Source organism: Phytobacter cepae (genome assembly GCF_054165735.1).
Map to the genome: position 1 here is coordinate 3,827,390 of NZ_CM135107.1, position 23,422 is coordinate 3,850,811.

19 protein-coding genes are annotated in these 23,422 nt (G+C 51.9%); 5 read left to right on the forward strand and 14 right to left on the reverse strand.

Annotated elements, in window-relative coordinates:
- The first annotated feature begins 320 nt into the window (after positions 1 to 320).
- Genes tkt through ulaA form a run of 4 tightly spaced genes read left to right on the forward strand, consistent with a single transcriptional unit; the run spans position 321 to position 4,531 of the window.
- The gene (gene tkt / locus ACUY4Q_RS17985) at positions 321 to 2,315 is read left to right on the forward strand and encodes a transketolase (RefSeq protein WP_458044071.1); all 1,995 of its coding nucleotides are present in this window, start codon (positions 321 to 323) and stop codon (positions 2,313 to 2,315) included.
- Positions 2,316 to 2,348: 33 nt separating this feature from the next.
- The gene (locus ACUY4Q_RS17990) at positions 2,349 to 2,810 is read left to right on the forward strand and encodes a PTS sugar transporter subunit IIA (protein ID WP_458044072.1); all 462 of its coding nucleotides are present in this window, start codon (positions 2,349 to 2,351) and stop codon (positions 2,808 to 2,810) included.
- A 40-nt stretch (positions 2,811 to 2,850) separates the two neighbouring features.
- Positions 2,851 to 3,123, forward strand: a complete 273-nt coding sequence (locus ACUY4Q_RS17995; RefSeq protein ID WP_458044073.1) for a PTS sugar transporter subunit IIB — start codon at positions 2,851 to 2,853, stop codon at positions 3,121 to 3,123.
- A gap of 40 nt (positions 3,124 to 3,163) precedes the next feature.
- Positions 3,164 to 4,531: a PTS ascorbate transporter subunit IIC gene (ulaA, locus tag ACUY4Q_RS18000; RefSeq protein WP_458044074.1), complete on the forward strand. Its 1,368-nt coding sequence runs from the start codon at positions 3,164 to 3,166 to the stop codon at positions 4,529 to 4,531.
- 613 nt (positions 4,532 to 5,144) lie between these two features.
- On the opposite strand, the gene ACUY4Q_RS18005 is transcribed toward ulaA, so the two are convergent.
- Together ACUY4Q_RS18005 and ACUY4Q_RS18010 are read right to left on the reverse strand one after the other, a co-directional pair.
- The gene (locus ACUY4Q_RS18005; protein ID WP_458044075.1) at positions 5,145 to 5,531 is read right to left on the reverse strand and encodes a HumD family translesion DNA polymerase; all 387 of its coding nucleotides are present in this window, start codon (positions 5,529 to 5,531) and stop codon (positions 5,145 to 5,147) included.
- Between the two features lie 247 nt (positions 5,532 to 5,778).
- Positions 5,779 to 8,259 (reverse strand): peptidase G2 autoproteolytic cleavage domain-containing protein, encoded by a 2,481-nt coding sequence (locus ACUY4Q_RS18010; protein WP_458044076.1) that lies wholly within the window; start codon positions 8,257 to 8,259, stop codon positions 5,779 to 5,781.
- 110 nt (positions 8,260 to 8,369) lie between these two features.
- Between ACUY4Q_RS18010 and ACUY4Q_RS18015 the strand changes: the two genes are divergently transcribed.
- A complete protein-coding gene (locus ACUY4Q_RS18015) occupies positions 8,370 to 8,522 on the forward strand; it encodes a hypothetical protein (RefSeq protein ID WP_458044077.1) in 153 nt (50 codons plus the stop codon).
- On the opposite strand, the gene ACUY4Q_RS18020 is transcribed toward ACUY4Q_RS18015, so the two are convergent.
- The 12 genes from ACUY4Q_RS18020 to ACUY4Q_RS18075 are packed head-to-tail and all read right to left on the reverse strand — an operon-like array spanning position 8,519 to position 23,421.
- Positions 8,519 to 11,065 (reverse strand): hypothetical protein, encoded by a 2,547-nt coding sequence (locus ACUY4Q_RS18020; protein ID WP_458044078.1) that lies wholly within the window; start codon positions 11,063 to 11,065, stop codon positions 8,519 to 8,521. The two genes, ACUY4Q_RS18015 and ACUY4Q_RS18020, sit on opposite strands and share 4 nt — an antisense overlap.
- Complete coding sequence (locus ACUY4Q_RS18025) at positions 11,065 to 12,768, reverse strand: hypothetical protein (protein WP_458044079.1); 1,704 nt, start codon at positions 12,766 to 12,768, stop codon at positions 11,065 to 11,067. The genes ACUY4Q_RS18020 and ACUY4Q_RS18025 overlap by 1 nt, the downstream gene beginning before the upstream one ends.
- Before the next feature lies 1 nt (position 12,769).
- Positions 12,770 to 15,379, reverse strand: coding sequence for a transglycosylase SLT domain-containing protein (locus ACUY4Q_RS18030; RefSeq protein WP_458044080.1), 2,610 nt, complete (start codon positions 15,377 to 15,379; stop codon positions 12,770 to 12,772).
- A gap of 3 nt (positions 15,380 to 15,382) precedes the next feature.
- Positions 15,383 to 15,892, reverse strand: a complete 510-nt coding sequence (locus ACUY4Q_RS18035) for a hypothetical protein (RefSeq protein WP_458044081.1) — start codon at positions 15,890 to 15,892, stop codon at positions 15,383 to 15,385.
- A complete protein-coding gene (locus ACUY4Q_RS18040) occupies positions 15,880 to 16,311 on the reverse strand; it encodes a hypothetical protein (protein WP_458044082.1) in 432 nt (143 codons plus the stop codon). Before ACUY4Q_RS18040 ends, ACUY4Q_RS18035 begins: the two co-directional genes overlap by 13 nt.
- Positions 16,308 to 18,611 carry a phage tail protein gene (locus ACUY4Q_RS18045; RefSeq protein ID WP_458044083.1) on the reverse strand — a complete coding sequence of 768 codons (2,304 nt, stop codon included), beginning with the start codon at positions 18,609 to 18,611 and terminating at the stop codon, positions 16,308 to 16,310. Before ACUY4Q_RS18045 ends, ACUY4Q_RS18040 begins: the two co-directional genes overlap by 4 nt.
- A complete protein-coding gene (locus ACUY4Q_RS18050) occupies positions 18,612 to 19,217 on the reverse strand; it encodes a phage connector family protein (protein WP_458044084.1) in 606 nt (201 codons plus the stop codon).
- 37 nt (positions 19,218 to 19,254) lie between these two features.
- Complete coding sequence (locus ACUY4Q_RS18055; RefSeq protein ID WP_458044085.1) at positions 19,255 to 19,710, reverse strand: Bbp16 family capsid cement protein; 456 nt, start codon at positions 19,708 to 19,710, stop codon at positions 19,255 to 19,257.
- A 12-nt stretch (positions 19,711 to 19,722) separates the two neighbouring features.
- On the reverse strand, positions 19,723 to 20,727 hold the full coding sequence (locus ACUY4Q_RS18060; protein ID WP_458044086.1) for a major capsid protein: 1,005 nt from the start codon (positions 20,725 to 20,727) through the stop codon (positions 19,723 to 19,725).
- Positions 20,728 to 20,746: 19 nt separating this feature from the next.
- A complete protein-coding gene (locus ACUY4Q_RS18065) occupies positions 20,747 to 21,448 on the reverse strand; it encodes a hypothetical protein (RefSeq protein WP_458044087.1) in 702 nt (233 codons plus the stop codon).
- Positions 21,441 to 21,758, reverse strand: a complete 318-nt coding sequence (locus ACUY4Q_RS18070; RefSeq protein WP_458044088.1) for a Bbp19 family protein — start codon at positions 21,756 to 21,758, stop codon at positions 21,441 to 21,443. Before ACUY4Q_RS18070 ends, ACUY4Q_RS18065 begins: the two co-directional genes overlap by 8 nt.
- 10 nt (positions 21,759 to 21,768) lie before the next feature.
- Entirely contained in the window at positions 21,769 to 23,421 is a 1,653-nt protein-coding gene (locus ACUY4Q_RS18075) for a portal protein (RefSeq protein WP_458044089.1), read from the reverse strand.
- Position 23,422 lies beyond the last annotated feature (1 nt).

A 23,422-nucleotide genomic window follows, 5' to 3' on the forward strand; every position in this document is an offset into this window, starting at 1 on the left:
ATACTAATCAGCACCATGTCTAGCTATATTTCAATTTTACATATTGTATCTGTACACGTCCAGGTGCATCATCAAGATGACTATACACATTAAACATGTCTATACTTATATTATTTGATATGAATGAGAAACCAGTAATTTACGGCATGAATAAGAAACATATTATTCTACTGTTTTTAAAGAACAAATAATTATACCTGGGTTTGTTTTTATCGGTAGGCATGCTGCATGCCTGCCCGGGTAATGTCATTGTTATTCATTCGACCAACATAGTTTGACTGGACATGTTTGACATTTAAACGACGTGAAGAGAGAAGAGAATGTTCAATAGAGAGTTAGCAAACGCGATTCGTTTTCTCAGTATCGATGCGATTGAGAATGCAAATTCCGGTCATCCTGGTGCACCGATGGGTATGGCCGATATTGCAGAGGTTGTCTGGCGCCGTCACCTTCGCCACAATCCGAAAAACCCAAAATGGGTCAACCGTGATCGGTATGTTCAGTCAAACGGTCATGGCTCCATGCTGATTTATGCGTTACTCCATCTCACCGGATATGACCTTTCCACCGATGATCTTCGTGCATTCCGTCAACTTCACTCCCGTACACCAGGACACCCTGAATATGGATACACCCCTGGTGTGGAAACAACAACCGGTCCATTGGGTCAGGGTGTTGCCAATGCGGTAGGCATGGCAATTGCGGAGAAAGCGCTCGCCGCACACTTTAACAAGTCTGGTATCAACATTGTTGATCACCATACCTGGTTATTCCTCGGTGATGGCTGTCTGATGGAGGGCATCAGTCATGAAGCCTGTAGTCTGGCTGGAACTTTAAAACTTGGAAAACTCATTGCAGTCTGGGATGACAATGGAATCTCTATTGATGGTCACGTGGAAGGCTGGTTCTCAGAAAATACTCCTGAGCGTTTTCACGCTTATGGTTGGCATGTTGTTGAAGGTGTAGACGGCCATGACCCGGCGGCTATTGATGCAGCAATACGTGAAGCGAAGTCGGTAACTGACAAACCCAGCCTTCTGTGCTGCAAAACGATTATTGGTTTTGGTTCCCCAAATAAAGCTAACAGCCATGAATGTCATGGCTCCGCTCTTGGTTCTGACGAAGTTGCACGGGTACGCAAGGCACTCAACTGGCCTTATCGGCCCTTTGAAATTCCGGAGCACATCTACCAGGCGTGGGATGCTACAGAGCAAGGCCGCCAGTCAGAAGAAGAGTGGAATACACTCTTTGCCCATTACCAGCAGGAATGGCCAGAGCTTGCGAATGAGTATATCCGTCGGATGAGTGGGGAGTTACCGGATAGCTGGCAGGAAAATATCTCTACTTATATCGAAAAATTGCAAGCCAACCCTGCAAGTCTGGCAACACGTCAGGTCAGCCAGAACTGTCTGAGCCACTTTGCTGAAACACTCACTGAGTTGATGGGGGGCTCTGCAGATCTGTCGCCTTCTAACCTGACTCGTCATAAAGACTCAGTTGATTTCAGCCCGGCAAACCCTGCGGGAAATTATATCTCTTTTGGAGTCCGTGAATTCGGCATGTCGGCCATTATGAATGGTCTGGCATTGCATGGTGGTTTCATCCCCTATGGGGGAACCTTTCTGATGTTTATGGAATATGCCCGTAATGCGGTACGCATGGCCGCCTTAATGAAGATCCGTTCAATATTTGTCTATACCCATGACACCATTGGGTTAGGAGAAGATGGTCCCACTCATCAGCCTGTCGAGCAACTCGCTTCCCTTCGTTTAACCCCAAATATGGAAACCTGGCGTGGATGCGATCAGGTTGAAGTCGCAGTCGCCTGGCAGCAGGCCTTAGAACGCAAGAATGGTCCATCTGCGCTGATTCTTACCCGCCAGCCGCTTGAGCAGCAACACCGAGACACGCAGCAACTGAACAATATTACCCGCGGCGGTTATGTTCTGGTTGATTGCGACGGACAGCCTGAAATAGTGCTTATTTCAGCCGGTTCAGAAGTTCAGCTAGTCGTTGCAGCAGCCGCCACTCTGAAAGAGGAAGGGTATCAGGTTCGTGTCGTATCTATGCCTTGTACAGAGCGTTTCGACAAGCAAGAGGAAACGTATAAAGAGTCCGTATTGCCGAAAAATGTTCGTAAGCGTCTTGCTGTTGAGGCGAGTATTGAAGGGTTTTGGCAACGTTATACCGGACTTGATGGCAAAGTCATCGGTATGACTTCATTTGGTGAGTCAGCACCGGCAAACGTGCTGTTTAAACATTTTGGTTTTACAAAGGAAAATGTCCTCGACGTCGCTCGAAGCATGCTGGGCTGATTAACACTAATAATTTCACCAAGAGAATACGACATGTCACATTTATCAAAATGGCTCAATACCCATAGGATTCAGTTCGTTGAATCAGTTTCCGACTGGAAAGAAGCCATTGAAATTGCAGGAAAGCCGCTGATTAAAGATGGGGCAATATCTCAGAACTATATTGATGCGATTATTCGGCAAAAAGAAGCGATAGGTCCTTATTTTGTCATCGCACCCGGCATTGCAATGCCTCACGCTCGTCCTGAGGAGGGAGCTCTTTCTCTCGGTCTTTCAATAGTAAAAATTAAGCATGCGGTAAAATTTGGCTCAGAAGATAATGATCCGGTGACTATTGTTTTAATGTTCTCTGCTCCTGACAGTAATAGCCACATTGAGATGATTTCGCAGATGGCCGAGGTATTATCTGATGAAGAAATCATGGGCAGGATTTTTAACGTAAGCAATGCCCAAGAACTACATAATATATTAATGGGCAGCCCTGCTGCTCAGTAATTACACAATCACTTGAAACAAATAACTAATGAGGCAGATTATGAAAATTATGGCGGTATGTGGCGCAGGTTTGGGTAGCAGTTTCATGATGGAAATGAATATAAAAAAGGTGCTCAAAAAACTCGATATTACGGCAGAAGTTGAGCATTCAGATTTAGGATCTGTTACTCCGGAACTGGCTAATGTTTTTGTTATGGGTAAAGACATTGCTTTTAGTGCAAACCTACCTGAAGAAAAAATCATTGTGATTAACAGCCTCATTGACATCAAAGAACTTGAGGAAAAAATCAAAGCATTTTTTGATAAACAATAATTAATCAAATGAAAATTTACACCCTACCACTGAGGTTAATATGTTTACACAAAACCTTTTACAGTTTGTTGTCGATGTAATGAAAGTGCCATCCATCCTGGTCGGGTTGGTGGCATTGTTTGGACTTGTTGCTCAAAAAAAATCGTTACCTGATATTATCAAGGGCACGGTAAAAACTATACTTGGCTTTCTTGTGTTATCGGGTGGTGCCACAGTATTGGTAGGGTCTCTTTCACCGTTGGGCGATATTTTTAAACAGGCGTTTGATGTTCAAGGGATCATCCCTAACAATGAGGCGATGGTGTCAATTGCTTTGGCAAAATATGGCGCACCCACCACACTAATTATGGCTTTTGGTATGGTTGCGAATATCATCGTGGCGCGATTCACTCGCCTCAAATATATCTACCTCTCAGGGCATGTGACATTCTATATGGCCTGTATGGTCGCCATTATTCTCTCAGTTGCAGGGTTTGAAGGTGTGCAGCTCATCTACACCGGTTCGCTGACTCTAGGTATATTAATGGCTTTTTTCCCGGCGATTGCGCAACCTTATATGCGTAAAATCATTGGTAATGATCAGGTCGCCCTGGCGCATACAGGAACGGTTGGCTACGTTCTTTCCGGCTGGATTGGATCTTTAGTGGGTAAAGGATCAAAATCAACCGAAGAAATGAACATGCCAAAAAACCTGAGTTTTTTGCGCGACAGTACAATTTCTATCTCGCTCACAATGATGATTATTTACCTTGTTTTATCGATATCAGCGGGTAAAGAATATGTAGAGGCTAATTTCAGCCACGGACAAAATTACCTGGTATACTCGTTCATCCAGGCCATTACATTTGCGGCGGGAGTATTTATAATACTACAAGGTGTACGTTTGATCCTTGCTGAAATCGTGCCTGCATTCACAGGTTTCTCTGAAAGGCTGGTACCGAATGCAAGACCTGCGCTAGATTGTCCAATTGTGTTCCCGTATGCACCTAATGCTGTTCTTGTCGGGTTTATTTCAAGTTTTATCGGTGGGCTAGTAGGGCTTTTCATTTTAGGCCAACTTCACTGGGTTTTAATTCTGCCGGGGGTCGTACCACATTTCTTCTGCGGTGCAACTGCTGGAGTATTCGGAAATGCGACAGGAGGTAAACGCGGAGCGATTCTGGGAGCTTTTGCTCACGGTATATTAATTACTTTCCTGCCAGTGGCACTGTTACCTGTACTAGGTGCAATTGGTTTAACCAATACCACTTTCTCTGATACAGACTTTGGCGTTGCAGGTATTATCCTTGGTAATATGGCTCGATTTATGACCCCGGGCATCATTACTGCAGTTATTACTGGCATTTTCGCCTTGATGGTCATCTATAATATTACGGCCAAACAGAAAGTCATTATTGAAGAACAATAAGTATCTTACTTTATTACAGCCTAAGCCTTCTTTGCTCATGCAATGAGGGCTTTCATAAATCCTCCAATACCCAACAACAACTGTTGACTTTATCCGCAATACTAAACAGTCAATATCCATTCATTATAAAATGTATTTCTCATCGGCACAGATAAGAGCAATAAATAGATTTTTATTCACATAAAGGCTGCACACTGGAAGGATACTTTACTTATCCGATAACACCAAAAGATGCATATTGAAGGCAGCGGTTAATATAAAGCTGTACGCTGACGCCCCAGGATTATTAATTTCTGCGTTCACAACATCAGGAACCCATTTAACCGAGCATGTGTGCCAAATTGATGCGTTCTTTAACGATGATGTCCCAAACATGTCCCACGAAGAAAACATGGAGATGAAGATAAACGGATAACGGCTTGAGTTGAAATGGTACGCCCTACAGGGTTCGAACCTGTGACCTACGGCTTAGAAGAACGTAGAGCGTTCATTAAGACACTGTTAAACAATGTTTTTTCCGCGTTCGCATTCGGATTTGTGTCTTATCGTGTCTTAACGAATACTTTCGATACCAATTGCACCCATGTGTTCCGACACAAAGGCGACACATACCTCACATCACCGGGCAGTCGTCGAACTCCCCCAGGCGCGCATCGTTTATCACATAGGTGATCACTCCGAACACCGGCGACTCGACTCCGTTGCTGCTTGCGTCTGGCAATCTCTCCTGCCGCCCGTTCTGGATATTCACCAGGTGCGGATACGGATGCGTCCGGTACCGTTTAATCCTCAGCTCTCCATCAACACTGCAAATCAGCAGTGAACCATCGCAGGGAGTGAGTGACGAGTCGATGACGAGCAATGCGCCACCCATTATCCCCTCGCGGTAGCACGTCTCGCCTGCCCTCATGAAGTACGTCGATGCCGGCCTTTCGATTATCCGGCTATCAAGAGAAATGCGGTCTTCCTCAAAATCTGTTGCAGGCGATGGGAAACCCATGAATCACCCCTCATTATTACTGTTTATATATACAGTATAAGCATGAGTGGCTGATCGCCACAACCGATCGATATCACTATTTCGATCGATAGTAACAATGAGCAAAAAGCACACAATCAGCGGATGATGTATGTCCATTCCATTTGCAGGGTGAATGTATGTGGTGGCTGATTGGCATCCTTGCCGTGTTCGTCCTTCTGGTCGCGATTATCGTCAGGTCACATCTTCAGGATATTGATGATGACTATTAGTCGCGTAGGCAGAGTGCGATAGCGTAGCCTTTGGTGACATCATACGGCTTGCGAATTTCCATGCAGCGCATTCTGGTAGGCGTCTCAGACACACCACCCAGACCAGGCGATACCGGCGCAATGTAGTCATCGACGCCAACGTGCTGGTCGACTCTTACGTGAACCTCTCCAGTGAGTGCAACCGGAGTCCATTCATTGCGACGCTCAGAGCGTGGTATTTGCTCAATGGTTGGGTCGTAATCAGGGTTCTCCAGTTGCCCGATGACGTAAGCGCCGACATATCCGCCTTCACCGTTGTTAGCTTTAGGGTCCCAGCCACCGGCCTCTTCATCCCAAATCTGCCCCATTACTTTTTCCCCAAAATCATCTACCAGGTAGCGGCCAGACCATGTGAATGTGCTGTCACCAAGGAGCATGGCATAGGTTCTGGAGTGGGCGCTGACAGCGACATCACCAGGTACTGCAAGGCGAACCTTACGCCCTTCCCAGGCGACCAGGGAGCCAACTGGTATTGCAACTTCCTCAATGTTTTCGAACATCTTGGCGATGTCTGTAAACACCTGGTTTTGCGTCAGCGCACCAGAAATTTGCAATGCGCCGGATGGGAAAATATGGAATTTACGGTTTGAGGTTGCCGCTCCACCCGTACTTCCATCACCAAACGCGAAGGACCGCGCCACGTTGTTCTCTGTTCTGCGCCCAATAGTGACTGCGCCTACTGCGCTGGCCTTTGAAGACGTGCCGCTCATTACCAGAGCCGATGCGGCTGTTGCATCAGAAGAACCGGATGCGAGAGTTGCTGCATTGTCCGCCGTTGCGGTGCAGATATTGGAGGCAATATTAACTGAGTACAGCCCGGACGTTGACGAGCCGTTAGCGGCAATATTTCCTGAGCGGCCGGCTTTTGCTGAGCAGTTATTAGCACCAATGTTGAAAGACAATTCCTGGTACGCAACGCAGCCGTTCGCGGTGAATATGTTTCCGCAGTACGAGCCAGAGCCAAGCACATAAAGCTGTACAACACTGCTGTACCCACTGCCTCCTGAGGTTAGCGTGACAGATGCAAAGCTGCCGTCCGAGTTAAGCGTGAATGTTGCAGCCGCACCCGTTCCCTGCCCCATCCTGTCAGCGAATACCAGAGTGCATTGAGTGTTATAGGCCAGACCTGCCTTGCCAGAAACAATACCGATACTGGTAATCACGCCACCGCTGACTGTCAGATAAAACTCAGCGCCGAAACCGCCCCCTGCGTAGGCGTCAACAGAGGCAATGTTTGCAGTGTGGTAGCCATTGTTCCAGCCACGGCGCGATGCCACGTTTACGCCAGTTTCACCCTCGCAATGCGAAGTTATTGAGCTGTAGTTTCCTCCTCGGAAGCCCTTATCAACGCGGCAGTCTTCTGAGCCTATGTTAACCGACTGAGGCACGGTGGATCGGCATTGTCGCGCAGAGTAGCAGCCAGATACGTTACCAACCGAATAGGAATAAATTGATCCCATCACTACTGCGCGAGGGAACCCGCCGCCAGCATATGAGTTCTGAGAGCACCATAACCCGGCCAGGTCTGGCGTGGTTCGCCCCGACATCTGGTAATCGCCAGTGAGCGGGTTTTGATATTTAGGCTCATATTGCCCTGTATCTGTTGCTGCAGAAATCGTCGCAGGTGATGTAGGTGCGCGAAGCGTTACAGGAAGTCCGGTATCCAGAGAGTTTGTGAGGAAGTAGCCATTTACGTAGTTGTTGAGGGTCGGGAGACCGTCAACTTTGTAGGTTTTTCCGGCAAGATTAACCACTCTCCCTGTAAATGCTGCCTCCAGGGCGGCAAATCCTGGAGTGTCACTGTTGACGCCATCAGCAAACATCTGGAAATCCAGCGCTGACACTTCATCACGCATTTTGTTTTGGAAGGTACGATAAATAGCGCCAGAACCATACTGAATAAACCATCCAAAACCACCAACAACACCGGCTACAGCCCGATCAACATAGTCACGCATGGTGCGGTTGTTGACGGCATCTTGCTGCGCGGCTGGGTCAGCCAGATTGCTGATTTTGTTTTGTTTGGCGTCGTAGTAAGTAGCGTAGAAATTTGGGCGCTTCAGAGCCAGATTATCCCACCAGTACCCCCACTGCTGGATAAGCATGGTCAGTTTATCCAGGGCCTTCTCGTGAGACTTGGCCGGGAATTTTCCATTCTCTGCATACTGAGTTTCCTGAGTGGCCGGAGGCGCTCGCAGAATGAGAACTTTATTCCCTGCCGGGTACGCAGCATTGAGTGTTACGCTGCCGCCTGCTGGGTTTCCGGCACCGGAAGCTGAGAAGTTAATTCCATACGTCAGGTCGGTGGTTGTGTTGTCAGAATAGCGGATGGTAACGCCAAGGTCCGAACCCTGAAGGAAATAAAATGGAACCGTGAAGGTGGTTGTAGAGCCGTCTGCGTTGTACTCTACATATGACTGCTGGCTGGATACTGTCATCTGCCGATCTCCGGGCGCGAGTAATCCCCACTGCATTGCAGCGGTATGTGTTGTGAAACGAAAAACCCGCCGAAGCGGGTTATGTTCTCAATGAAAAATCAGGAGGAAATATGTTTACTGGAATACTTATTGGTGGAGCTTTAGCTTTTTGGATTTATATGATTTTCTTCAGATATAAATCTTTTGACAGCGAAGCTTTTAAAGGCTTTATGTTGTGCAGTGGTGGGCCATTTATTTTATGGCTTATTTACAAGATGCTTTAACGCCCCAGCATAAATTGAGATGGTGGAACTAAAAACTCATTCCCTTGTTCACGCTCAACTCTCCTTTGGTATCGCTCAAGGGACCCAGGGTCAAGCCCGTCCTGAATCCTGTTCAGGATAAGCCCATTCATTGCCGTCCTCAGCCAAAACACATTCAGGAAAGGTGTGTTATCGAGAGCCGTTCGGTACCAGTCACCCAGGTCTGCATCGCCACGAGATGTTTGCTGGAGCAGCCTGATTATTGAATCTGCATTTGACGCTGCCGGACCAAGTAAAGATGTGACCGGGCCAGCACCCATCCTGTTAACCTCGCCAAACATGAAGTCGCCCAATATCCCAAGGCCCCCGCCTTGAGTGGCCGCCGCAAGGAATGTTTTCCCATTAGCAGGCCGAGGTGTCTGGCCTTTGAGAAGAAGTTTTGACTGCATGGATACGTAGCCAAACAGGGTGGCCCAAACGAACAGGTTGGCCGCCCCGAGGAATGCACCCTTTCCGTTATTGAGAAGCGCATTGGTGAGAGATGACGTCTTTGATTCACCAAGGCCGGCAGGAGTGTATCCGCGCCCAAATACTTCGCGGCCAAGTACGTTCTGCATGAAGCTGGCAGTAAACGACTTATACTGCCCTGCAAACCTGAATGCCTCGCCAGCGACGGTGCCGGGCACGGTACCGAACTTCATAAAGGCTTGAGTCCTTTCCCCTGGCTCTGACATGGCAATGTTCAGTCGGTCAAGGGTGTATCCCCTCAACTTTCCTTCCAACTCCTCCCTGGCGTCAGCGATAGACCGATCAGTTACCTTCAGCCCTTTGCTTTCCACATACGCGCCAATTACATCGTCAGGCACCCCGCGAACGCCACTGCTGGTCATGAACTTGCGGCCTTCGCTGTCTGCCATATCCATGCTTCGATAGATGTTCCATTCAGGTTCGCCTATCTCATGGATATTCAAAACCCGCCGCAAATCTTCACTCAACTGCGGATAAGACAGCTCAGAGTTTTTGGCAAGCCAGTTTGTGATCATCATGGCGTTGGAGTTGCGGCCACTTTCAGTCCAGAAGTTCATCAGGTTATATTTGAAGAACAACTGCTGAGCGCGCCCCATTTTACCGCTAAGGCTGTCATCTCCTGACATTCTGCGGATAATCTCCTGCGTCATCGTGTCCGAGTACACGCCGACAGACGAGAGGATCTCCTTCTGTTCCGCGCTGTTGTAACGGCTGAATCTACCCTTCATTGCACCAAGAACAGCACCCATGAAGTTCTGCCCCTGGTAGCGCATTTCCGTTGCCGCTATGGGAATATCGTTGAAAGATGATATGACCGCGCCGCCAAGCTGACTCATGCGCAACCACCCACGGACGTTTGCAGAGGCGTTGGCCCATCCAACACTACCAGGAATGTTCAACGAGCCATCAATCTGAGGCATCGTGACCCGGTTTAGCCGGCGCACTTTTGTCTGGAAGTCAGCCTGCGCTGATGGTGATGCGCTTCCACGCAGGTCTTCTGATATTGAATCGGTCAGGTACTTGAACATGTTCTGCGGGTTGGTACCCAGCACTCTCATCATGCCCGTTGTTCGAGCAGCGCTGTTCAGCCCACCGAACACGGACTCACGCAGGCTGCCGGTTCCGTACTGCTGGTTGTACTCATGCCATGACACACCGTCTTTAAAGTGAAGCACGCGCTCCTGGCTGGCGCGCCGGGCGGCGTTTTGCGACCCTTTAAAACCAGTCATCCAGTCTGGTTTTTCAGTGGTCAGGTGGACGCCAGAGGCCAGGCCGTTGTAGACGTTTCGCAGAAATTGCTCTCTGTCGGTAACGCCGTCAAAGGTGACATCATCCAGGCTAGGGAGGATTGAATTGCGCCAGGCGTCATAACCTGCTGCGCGGATTTTCAGGATGTCGTGCGACTGGCGGACAATGTACCCGGGCACTTTTCGAATCCAGGCACCGGCGCGGTTCTCATCAATACGCGCAGACTCCTGCCACTTCATGATAATTTTGGCCGCGTCAACGGATTGCTTTGTCATGCCGTCTGTCGACTGGTCACGACCAATACGCCACATTGCATCTGCGATTTCTCGATCGTTGCTGCCGCTGGCGATAAACTTCACCACTCCAGCCTGGTCGAAATCGTAGTTGATACCGGCGTGATACTTGCCGCGCAACTGCGCAACCTCCGATGCCACCGAGCGGCGGGAACCGGTACGTGCATCATTTCGGCCTACCAGCAGGGATTCAAGGCCAATATCAGGTCGGTCTTTCCATGTAGTACGCAGTTCGCTCAGGCGCTGGGCGGCGATGCGGGTATTAAGCGCCTTATTGCGCGCCTCAATGGTCTTGGCAAGCTTATCGGCGTTGGTCAGTTCATCTGCCGCGCGCAATGCCGCCTCTTCAAGTGACAGTGCTTCATTACCAGCCAGGATGCGATTGGTAGTGTCGTTCATGTCACGAACGAGGGATTCCATTTCCTCTTCGGAGAGCTTGCGCCCGGCGGCGGTGTTTACCGCCACTTCGCACTGAGTAAGAAATTCGTTAGCCATTAAAGACCCCGGTTAATCATGCATGAAGCAAAAGCGCGGAAGGCTTTACCAAGTGAATCATCGTTAGCCTCAGCTCGGATTGCGGTGATGTTCTCCCGCATGCTGGCCGCTGCCTCAGGGTTGTTGGTTGCAATGTCGTTCAGCAGCGCATCGCTAATGTTGATCTCATTATCGAGGTCATCAATGGCGGCCGTGATTTCGTGGTCGGGATTTTGAGTGTCTCGCCATACACGGTCAGCGCTTTCACTCACCGACCTGCCGCCTTCATCCGCAGCGCGAACCGGGTTCTGAATGCGCTGTATGGAGCGCTCACGCAACGCAGGCTTGTGCAGGTCATAGAACGGTTCGACATCAGGAGATCTGCCATCCATCATGTGAGCCAGCGCAGCACGATATGCCTGCTGGTTAACTACCCAATCAGCTTCTCTTATTGCGGCGGCCGCCGTTCTGACAGCGCCAGATACCGGTGATAACTGAAGTCCGCTGCGTATTTTCTGAGCCCGTTCATCAATGCTCACTCTCAACTCGTCAGGGATTTCTCCGCGAGAGATAGCGGCCTCATTGCCACGCGCTCGCTCAGCCTGCGCATGCTGCTGAAGTGAATCACTGATCTCCTGGTTCCTGGATGCCAGAGCATCCTTCTCTGCCTGGATATCACGCATTGCGGCATTACGAGCATCGCGATACTTCATTCGTCGAGACTGATACTGAGAGGTGCGATCAGATAGAGTTGCGTCTAATGCGTCAGCCGCGCGGGAGTTCGATGCGATCTCCCTGCGAAGGTCTGCAACATTATCCAGTAGCCCCGCCTGCAACTCCTGCTGCCTGGTGATGTACTCTGGCACCACGTCATTGTAGGCACGGCTATAAGCATAGCTTTCAGCATCCCTGGATACGGCTGTCGCAAGGTCTGCTGTAGTTCCTTCCTCAGGGATGTTCACGCCTTCTGGAACGTTGTCAGGAGTCATCACCGGAGTAGGTTGAGCCTCACTGGCGGTAGATAAAGGCTCAGAACTTAAAGCCTCATTAGCCGCCGGACGCCTGGCCCTGATGGCGTCAGAGATAAGACCGCCACCGGCATGCATCAGCCCACCTGCCAGCGTGTTGAAGAATGTACTCTCCAGCGCGTTACCGTATGTGAAATCACTGCCTTCTGCCGCTGCCGCCTGCGCGGTAAACGGAACAGTAGCCACCGCCTGAGCTGCGCCTACTCTCGCCCCCACCGCCAACCTTTCCCCAAATCTACCAAGCGTACTGGCCGCCCTGACTTCGCCACCCAGCGGAACAAACGCCAGTGCTACGTTGCCAGGGTCGGCCATTGCACCGGCCAGACTTGCCACAAAGTTAAGCGGTGTCGCCACCCACCCAGATGGTGCAGATAATGCCACCTGCTGCTTTGCCAGCGAATCCTTTCGCTCGCCGATGACGTGATCCAAAAATGTCTGCGTTACACCGGTGTCAGGAACAGTAATGCTCTTTACGCCATATTCCTTTAACTGAGCGTCGGCATCGCTTTTACTCACAACCTTTGCGTTTGTGTCGTTAGCAAGCACATCCGCCTGCGCAAAACGAATGCCTGACATTACCGGGCCTTCATCAAAGCCCTGGCCAAGAGAAGATAAAAGCGACTCACCAAGCCCTGATGGTACGTTACTGATTGGCTGGTTAATGCCCTGCCCAGGGCTTTCGGTGTAAATTGTCATCTTACCTTCCGGATTGCTGTCCGCCCTGAATGATGTCGATTAAACGGTTTCTCTGGCTTTCGACAGAGTAGTTTTTGGACTGGCCTGGTGTGTAGGTGACTGGTGTTTGTGAGAACTTAACAACACTGTTCCATCCTGAGCGGTTTTCAGCGCCAAGCTTGGAAAGGTCAGTAAACGAAACGGTGATGGGATGGCCGTCTGCTCCGTTGACCAGAAGGCCATTCAGCGTCAGGGTCAGCCCGGACTCATCACTGTTCGTCACCCACTGAGCGTTATCCTTGACTCTCGATATGCTCTGCTGTTGGTTTACTTCAGCAGGTAAGCGAGGGTCGCCGATGAGTGGCATGATTTTCTCAGCAGTAAGCGAATCGAGATACTTGTCAGCACCATCACTGACATCGCGCAAATCAAGCCCGTACTTGTTCGGCATGCGCCATGTGCCGCCGGTCTGATACTGCTCGCCGAGAACATCCTGATAAGCCTGCTTGGCCGCATCGGACGGAGACATGCCGCGCTGAACGTTGATGTACGTGAGGCGTTTACCCTGCTCGTTGAAGTTGTTCCACACTGATGTGCCTCCTGGCTGCAGAGTCATCGTGCCGGCGAAGTCTTTCGACTGCTCGCTCCAGGCTGAATCAGCGCTATCAGCAGAAGGCTTCTCAATGCCACCGCGCAGGTCAGTGGTTTTGACATTGCGGCTTTGCCACAAGGCGTTTGCCGCCCGAGGATTCGCCGTGGCCATGACCACCTGCAATACAGGGCCTGCCTTCTTCTGAATCTGCTCCATCACCTGAGGCGCATACTGACCGAACTGCGCGCCGACAGACTGGATAGTTGCCACGCTCTGCTCTTTGCTGTTGTCGATCTCCTGCAAAATAGAATTGGTCATCACGTCAGGCAGAATGTCCTTGCTGCGAATTCCAAGACTGTTTTTTGCGGCGATGATCGTCTGAGCGAGAGCCGCGCCCTGGGATGGGTCTTGCGCATAGGCAGCATAGGCAGATTTAACATCAGGTGAGTTTTGCGACAACCAGCCGCCAGGGTCTTTCTCTCGCGCGCTAATCACTTGCTGATATCGCTGCTGAGCCTGCTGATATGCCTGCTGTTTAGTGGCAAAGTTTTCCTCTCCGCCAACCGGCTTGATCGCCTGCACTGAGACCAGACCATCTGCCGCCGACTTCGTGTTAATGTCGGAATAGACGCCCTGCAAACCCATCTGAAGCTGATAGTTGTCATACTGCCGCCCAAGCAATTCAATCTGCTGCGGCGTGGCATCAGATGGCGCTGTCGCCATCCATGACTCGCGCGACACCGGGTTATTAACCGGGATTCCCTGCTCAACTTGCGCTGCGTCATTCCGCATTTGCTGCTCTATGAGCATCCGTGTTTGCGCGCTACGCTGGTCAACTTTGGCCTGCGCCTGATTAATCACACTTTGGGTTTGTTGAGGGGTTAACTGTCCCCACGGAACGCCGGGAGCAAGCAGGCTTGGGTCATTAACCGAATCCCACGCCCGGTTTATCTGGTTGTCAGATACAGGCGAGTTGTAACCCTCCTGCTTTGCCATCGCTCTGGCGACAGAGGTGATCTGCTGCCGATCATTTGGATTGAGTTGCGCATCGACAGGAATACCAGTGTCACGGCTAACCGCCTGAGCGTACTGAGCCGGATTGTTGTTGTCCGATGCCGGGGCCCACGTCCTGATCAACGAAGATAACGTATTGTCACCGTTGCTGATGTGGTTCTTAATCAGCTTGATGCCAGCACGAAAACCATGGTCTGCAGTGTCGAAGTTCTCAAACCCTGAGCCGTTGTCTGCGCCCTTGCCAGCCCATGCGTTATTACCGGTGCGGATATTCAGCGGGTTGTTGTTGCGTACTGCAAGGGTTCCCGGTGAGCCACCTGGTAAAGATGCGCCGTCTCCAGCGCCAACGGACTGCGCAGACTTGAAAGAGCTTTCCTGATCAATGACGTGCTGAGGGTTGCTGTTAATACCGTACTGCGCCGCCGCCAGGGCCCACATATTGCGCGATCGGCTGGCTAACTGCGCCTTTGTCGCCGGGTCAAGGTCACTCTGGTCAATAGCCTGAAGATGAGCATCGGCAAGCGAACGGGCCTGGGTAGGGTTTTGCAGGATGGTATTTCCGACCGCCGCCGCGCTATCCTCCAGGTTGGCTACCGAAATGGATTTGGCCTGACCCTGACCCCAGTTGATCGCCTCTGTCTGGACGTTGCCGCGCAACTGAGCCCAGCGCAATGCATATTCTGACTTCTGCTGCTCTGACATATCAGGGTGAGCAGTATAGAAATCCTCTTCGTGCTGCTTCGCGATCGTGGACGCCGCCGGGATGTAGTCCACACCAGTGCGTGATTGCTGCCTGGCGGTGTTCAGGGAATCAGACAAAGCAGACTGAGCGTTTGCAAAGTCAGTTAAATTTTTTGTATCAAGAACCGCCTGCTGCTGTCTGGCAAGCCGTGTGCCAGCGTCAACAATGCTGCCCACTCCCTGCTGGAATATCTGCGCATCAGTCGATTCTGTCTGATAGCGCACCGGTGAATTTCCGCCAGCGCGTATGCCTACCTGGCTCTGATATACGGGGATTCTTGCCATTTCTTAACCTTTTAAGAGTGATTTTGTCCCGTAATAAGCGCCAGCCGTATTCGCAGCCCCACCAACCAGGCTGAGCAGACCAGGCTTCTGATTCTTCGCACTCAGGCGCATTGCATTGGCCTGGTTGCCAAGGTCTGCAATCTGAACGCGCCCGTTATAATCGGCGTTGGCCGCATCAAGCTCAGTGTCGATAGCTGACGAACGCTGTATCAGGGCATTGGTTCCACCGGTGCCGGTACCGTTATCTGCAAATGCCACCGCCTGCTGCCCTGCTACTTCTGCACCCTGGCGGCGAATCTGCCCAACCTGAGATCCTGTCTGAAGTGCGACGCTTTGCGCCTGCTTGTCGAGCAGGTTGGCGTTTATGTTGCTTTGCTTTGCCTGCGCTGAGCCTTGAGTAATGCTGCTGATTGCCCCTAGAGCTGCTGCACCACCGGCCAGCCATGGCAATGCAGTAGAAGCAGCTGGAAGCGCTGAGCCAATGGCTGTTGCTGCCGGTGCTAAAGCCTGCATGATTCCTCCCGCACTATGCTGTATGATTTTGCATCTGACCCATCAGGCATGACACGCCTCAGGACGCCTTCATATTCGAAGCCGAGAAGCTCGAGCCACCTGTCTGCATCACCGAAAGCGCTCATCGTCTCAAGCCTCACATAATCATCAGAGACGGCATCTATCAGCCTGCGGGCCGCCCTGTATAGCTTTATCCACTGGTGAGGGATATCTTCAGAGACGATCATGTGCATATACCCACGCCCTGCATAAACAGGAAGTATCCCGCCGATGGCGACAATCTTTCCGTCCTGCACCCCGGTAAAGCAGTTACCCGTCGCCAGGTACTGTCCATACTCAAGGGTGAGGTTCATGTATGATTGCGTTTTCTGCGGTTTAATTTTCAGGACATGCTCTGGTTCGAAATCAATTATCTTCATTCGCTTGATGTCCATGCACGTGGGTAGATTGCGCATACCGTCATCGGCAACGGCTGGTCTTGCACCACGCGTATGCAGGCGTTGGTGTCGTACTGCGGCTGGATAACCATCTTGCGATCATCCGTAAACCACCCTGGTGCCTGGTCCATCAGGTCATGGAAGTCACGCGAAGGGATTGTGTCGAGGAACATGCTTCCCTCCATCCCCGTCTTTCCGCCCAACGTGTTCACAAACCGGATTGCCAGTTCGTTTACTCGCTTGGTTTTGCTCTGCGCAGTGCCTGCGGTGCCGCCAGCTTCAAGGGGAAGCGTGACGATTTCAGACCGGTAACTAAGGCCGATGTGCGCAACGCTTGCCGTCCATTCGAGAGACACCGCGCCGCCGGAAACAACGCGATCAGGATGAACAGCACCGTCTGTCAAAATGGATACCGTGCGCCCTTCAAGGTGTGACAATCCGCTGAGAGTGCTTACCGCAGCGCCGTTGTAAGACAGCCCGCAATCCACATAGAAGGCCTGCGATTGAGGCTGAGTGTTCGCATCCCATGTTGCATGCAAATACTCAACATAGCGGCGCTGCACGCCGTTAATGGTGCGCCTGACAACCAGCCACAAATCATCTCGCTCGCCAGCAGGGTCAGGAATGGTTGAGACAGCCTCAACAAATCCGCTCACCGTGTGCCGGTGCCATCCAGTGATTTCCTGTTCAGCGTTATACGTCAGGCCGACCAGGCTTCCGTCCGTCAGCACTACCCACAACACGTAATCAGGCTCTTGCTGCCAGGCGAAATTGACTATGCCGGTTGACGTGATGTGTTCTGCAATGACAGACAAATCCACCGAGCTATAAGAGCCGCTGGAGGCGTCCGCAGTGACAGCGCGAACCTTACGTCCTGCGCGCTGAACGAACATAACAGTGTCACCCACTATCGCAGAGTTAATGCCCTTCGAGCCGTAATGCGACTCCTGCACAATCTGGATGTTGTCCGGGCCGAACCCACTGGTGGTGGTTGAAGGTGAGCATGAAAACTCACTGCTCGCGGTACCGATAATCAGAGAGCTACTCGCGGCCAGCCACTGAATCGTGTTGGTTGCATCAGCCTCAATCTGTACGTTGATGCCGTCATCTGCCTGCACCTGGAACCCGTCAGACATCGGGGTAAAGTTCTCAAAGTCAGATGCCACTGAGAACCAGAGTTTCTGGCGACCGGCAAACACCAGGCGGCTTTTGTAAAAGCCAACCTTGGTCGGGAAGCCTTTGGCATATGACCAGTCGCCAAATGCCCATTTGAATGTCTTACCAGTAGTTGTGCGCACCGATGGGGTTAGCTCGCTGACAATCTTCCCGACAGCCTCAGTAGCTGAGTTGACTGCGGTGATTTGAACAACGCCCCAGCCTCCATTAGAGAATCGCCAGTTCACGCCGTTGTTGCCGTCAGAGTGCGCGCCAAATGTCCATGTTGGCTGAGTGCTCCCGGCGGTTCTGGAGTTGAGAGCCTCGTAATATTTACCGTCAGAGCGGACAAACCTGCCGGTGTTGTAATCGGTGTCTGATTGCCAGGCCTGAATGCGCCCCTCGTATCCAACCACCGCATCATCGGTGACGTCAGTCGATACCTCGATATAAAACAGCGAGCCGACATGGCCGGATTCAAAAATTGACGTGTTGGAGGTGATGGTGCATAGGCTGGTTGTCGTTGGTGTTCCGTCTGGCCTGGTTGCGCCGTCTGCTGACCAAATCAGATACTGGTCGGTGTAAACCGTCGCGGTGCGATCTGAATTAATGTTAGCAAATGGCCCCATGGCCGCCGCATAGTCGAACGGCTGCATTGTCCAGTTGGTATTGCTGATGCGAGACAGTTTGTACGGCGGGACATTGCCAGTGTGGCAGCAGATGTAAATCACATCGCCGCTCTGCACCATCGACAGGCCAAACCCGCCGTCGCCATTGGTGAGGTCGGATGCTGAGTAAGGCGAAGCAACCTCAAGCGGGTTGCTGCTGCCATCCAGCGCTACACCATGATTGGAGAAAAAACGAATGTAACCTGGCCCGAACTCCAGGATGAATGCCTGGGTGGTGTTGTACTCAAACCGAGCCAGCCACACCTTGTTAGCCGAGTTTTTAATCTCGCTGACAAAGTATGTCCCCCCGCGGCGCTCTGCCGGGCCCTGAGATCGGGGGATGAAGTTCAGCATCTTCTTGCAGCCGCTTTTCCACTTAACAAAATCAGTCTGCCCCATCATCAGCGGGGAAAACTCACCGGCGTTAAAACTGTTGATGGCGGGAGATGTGGATGGCATTTATAACCTCGCGGTAAACCAGGATGTTTCCTGCTGCTGAATTGGTGGGCGCTCAATGGCGCTGGCTGAGCGAGCCGCCTTGAGAGCCATGTCAAAGTCCTGCAGCGCGGCTTGTTTCTTCGTTGACGACTGCGTGATGGTTTCGCAAAGCTCGACAGCGAGCTTGCATGCGAAGGCCTCAGTAAACGCTTCGTCGTATGTTGTAGGGTCTGGCATGCGCGCACCGTATCTAATAAACACGGTGTCCATGTCCGTCAGGATACTTCTACCTTCCACCTGATATCTCGGCACCGGCAGGCTGTAACTTTCCCAGCCGTGGCAACTCCATTCCTGGTGCGCATAGTCGGTGATCGCATCAATCCTGATGCAGTCAGCAGGTAGTTGGTATTCGAACTGGTATCCATAGACAGGTGTTTCTGTCAGTTGAGCCAGTTGTTTTCGTTTGATAGCAAATGACCAGCGATATGAGCGAAGCAGGCTATCAAGCACGCCGTCATAGATGGCCTCTACTGCGCGAGATGCGGCGTTATCGTCACCCTCGTTCAACAGCCGATCACTTCCGAGTTTTGTTAACGCTCTGTTGATGATTCCGATTCTGGTAGCCATATCTCACCAAAAAAAGAAGGGGCCGAAGCCCCTTTGGTTACGCGGTGTAGTTGCGAGAGTATGCGCGCCACGCCTGGATATCTTTGACCAGGAACGCAGAGAAAGAGCCAGCGGTCAGTGGTCCGGTAGATACCGTGTAGCGGACGCCGAGGTAGCGCAGATACGGCAGGTTAATGCCACTTGGCAGCTTGATAGCCGCCAGGGTTTTACCTGCGGTAAGGTCAGTAAGCGCCCAGGAAACGCTTGTCCAGTGGACGTTAGAGCTTGTCAGCCCTGCGGCCGCAGAGGATTCCAGAGTAACGACAACTGTTGCAGCACCGGCAGCGGTGGCAGCGGCGTCAGACTGAATTACCAGATAGACATCCTCACCAGTGCCAATATCGACAGAGGTGTTGTAGTTGAATGCCGTGTTGAGGTCCATAACGTTGGTGGAGATTGCTGTCGCAGTCACCGCCTGAGTGTCAGAAAACTCAGCTTGCTTATCGAGATACATGATTGCTCCTTATTAGACGATGCGAGCTTCAGCGATGTTGAGGGCGTCAACGCGACGGACAGGAACTTCACCAAAGCGCAGAGCTGGCTTGCCGCCGACTTCGTCATAGGCGAGCGTACTGGCTGCAACTTTGTTCACGGTCTGGCGACGCAGGAATGAACGAACGGTGCGGTTGACATAGAAAGACGGCGTGACACCAGTCAGGCTATGGATTTTCTCAACGGCCTGGGTCATCAGGTCGATGATGTCAGGGCCGGTCGCGGCGTTTTTAGTCAGCGCGGTAACGTCGATGTTCGCGATGCGCACAACATAGCGCCAGTCGTGCAGAGCAATACCGCACTTCCACTGATACTGATCCATGAATGCACGGTAGCGGTTCTGGTTAGCATCGAACGCATCACCTTCACCCAGATCATTGTGAATCAGACCAGCCTGAGAGCCTTTCGGGTAGATGCCGTGAACAGTGTTGGCGCCCCAGCCTACCAGCCAGATGGAGGTGTTGTTTGAGCCGGTACCGCCAGCATCGATAACGTTGACCTTGTTAGGCGCAGCCGTTGAGTTGGTCGGCGCAAAGCCAAAGCGAGGAGCCAGGCCCAGGAATGCTTCCGGGGTGGTTTCAGTTGAGCCGTAAAGAACGGTCTGCTGCATGCGTTGGTTCATCGCTTCCATGAAGCCTTTAGCTTGCAGGAGACGGAATGAACCGGTGTTGCCATTCAGCATGGCCAGGTCTTTATCGATTTCAGAGCGTGCTTCCAGGATGCCGCACGCTTCATCAATCTGCGCGGTAGTCGCCTTGCTTGGCGGCACACCGGCGTTGAGCTTACGGAAGATTACGTCAGGCAAACCAGTGCGAGTCGTAATGCGATGCCCGGTAGGGAGGTTGCCCTCGTACCACGGCATATCCATCAGCATTTCGTTTTCTTGTGACAGCAACTCAGCCACCGCAGCAGTGCTGCCATTCGGGTCAAGAGTTTTTGCCACATCCAGAAGAGTGTACTTTCCAGAAAGTGTAGCCATTGATGTTTCTCCAGTTGTGTTAACTCATGCCCGGCCAGAGTCGGTGAGCAAGTGATTGCTCGCCGTCCTGCGGAGAGCCTTTTGGTGATGAAACTGATTTGTCCTCGCCAATGGCATTGCCGATTTTGAGGAACATGTTTGTGATGATTGGGCTGTTGATGAGGCCTGACTTGCTGAGCATTTCCACAAACTCAGGCGGCGCGAACTCGTTTACGGCGCGGGATACGATCGCTTTGTTCGCTTCGAAGTTAGCGCCCCACTCTTGCTTAACAGAGGCCATGTCCGTTTCGGATTGCTTCTGGATGGCTGCCTGCTGCGCGGCGTTTTGTGCGGCAACGTGCTCATTCCACTTACCAGCAAGCGACTGGGCCTGGGCTTTGTTCAGCCCCGCCTCATGCATCCAGGCGGAAGAGGTTTTGGCGAACTCGCCCGCGTCACCTTCTGGTACCGGTAGCTCGTAGCCTTCTGCTGTCTCAGGGCGGCCAAGTTTCGCGTACAGCGCGCTCCATCCGTCCTTGTCTTCAGCGCCGGGCAACTCCTTAAGGAATGGCTCGACTGCCGCAGGAGCAGGAGCCGGTTCTGACGATGGCGCAGGGTCGCCACCAAGCAGTGAAGGAGATGATGCACCAGGCGCTGCCGCCGGTGCTGGCTCTCCGCCTGGTGCTCCTTCAGCTCCAGCCAGATCGCACTTGATGTGAAAGTAATCGGATAGCTTAAACATTCTCGTTTAGTGCCTCGTTTAGTTTCGAAATCGCCAGGAGGATTTGCGTATCGTCCAGCGTCGTGAAGTTGATGATTCGGTGCGCCACTTCCCGGCGACCCTCGCTCAGCATTGTTGCCAGCGGGTCAACCGTTCCTGACTGCTTTGAGATGGCGACAGAGCTTGCGAGCAGCTTTGAGAAGTTCATCAGGTCAGCGATGACCGCCTCCTGCTCCTTGCTCCTGCTGCCACTCACACCGAAGACGTTTCGGTAAGCGCGAGACAAAAGCAGGTCGCGCCTGTTCTGAAACAGACGGTCTTTAATCGACATGGGTTATCTCTTACTGAGGGGCCGGGAGAGGCGTGTTGAATTTCTGCTCTGCTGATGCAAGGCGATCTGCCGCAGTTGCCAGGTTAGGTGCTGCCTGTAACAGATTGCTGAGTTGTTGCTGCTGAGCCTGGGCTGCCTGCATTTGCTGCTCTTCATCTGCGTCGATGACCAGTGAACGAGGCATGCCATTGATGTCGGCAAACTCACGCATGATGTCGCCGTATTTGAACAGGTTCATTACGTCCGGCTTGAACTGAGCCAGGCTGGTAGCCATCTGCAATGTCTGAGCGATACCAGAAGCCTCATCGCTCATCTGCATTCTGATAAGCGGTGATTTGTAGTCGATGTCGAATTCCATACCGGCATCAATCAACTGCTGAGGCGGGTCAGGGAATAGACCCATTCGGGCGCAGATATCGACCTCACGCTCAATCATCGGGCCGAGTTGCTCGGACATAATGCGACCAGCGGTCGGCGCAAGTAGTTGTCCTTTCTCCTGAGCGCGAAGCATTGCCTCTGTTGCTGTCATCTGCGGGTTCTGCACCAGAATCTGGAACAGCGTAACCAGGAAGATGTCGTTAATCAGTTGCCGCTTCTGGTCCATCATCTCAAGGCCAAGCTGCGGTTGAGCACCAGTATTGAATGGCACCGCCAGAGGACTACCGCTTGAGCTCACTGCACCAGAATTGATGCTACCAGGCACCAGAGAGAACGCATCGAGAGCGCCATCATCAGCAACCAGCACCGGTGGACGGTTAGCCAGTTGAGCGCCGATTAGCGTCTCTTTGTTCATCTCATTCAGGACTTTGATATCGGGCAGCGCCGTCATGCCTGGTCCGCGACCGTACGTCTCGCCCGGTGATTTGTAATACCGGGCAATGCAGTAAGGCATCGTGTGATAACCGCTCTCACGGATTATCTTCTTGCCTGAAATGCTGATGTATACCGATTTCCACGGCATGCCATCTGGCCCGGATACCGGCTCACCATTGGCATAGCGGATGTCATCGTTAGGCCAGACACGGTGAACAAACTCGTACTTGGTCAGCGGTGAGTTCTCAGACGCTGTCTTGATGAATTCAGGCAGGTTGTCTTTACCGAACTGCTGCACCGCCTGGCGCGCCGTCAGACAGAACTTGCGATGAACCAGATCGACCAGACCCTGATAGTTTTCCTCGAAGTAGATTTCCTGCAGCGGATAGGTAATGTACCTGGTTCCTTTGCCAGGAACCTCATCGACAAACACACACCCATTGCCGAACGCACCGATGGAGACGTAGTTCTCACTCATCTGGTTGGCAAAGTTTGCTTGCGGGGCGTAGCGGATGCGGAACAGGATTTTGGTGCACTCTTCGTAATACCGCTGCACCTCATTGTCATCAGCAAAGCGCTCATTCTGTAGGCCGTGCCACGTCTGCGTACGCGGGGTAATAACAGACTCCATCGCCGCAGCGAAACGCTCAAGGGCGAGGATTGGCGTTGAATCAATAGCCTTCTCGTTGCGCTTGGTGCCGTCCTGCTTCTTGCTGGTGAATCCTGATGCTCGCGGCAGGCATCGCTCTGCAACCTCTTCCCAATGCTGCTCCCAGGTCTTACGCGATGTCTCCATGGAGGACTGATCGCGCATAATCTGGTTCAGCATCTCCTCCTGGCTTTTATCCATC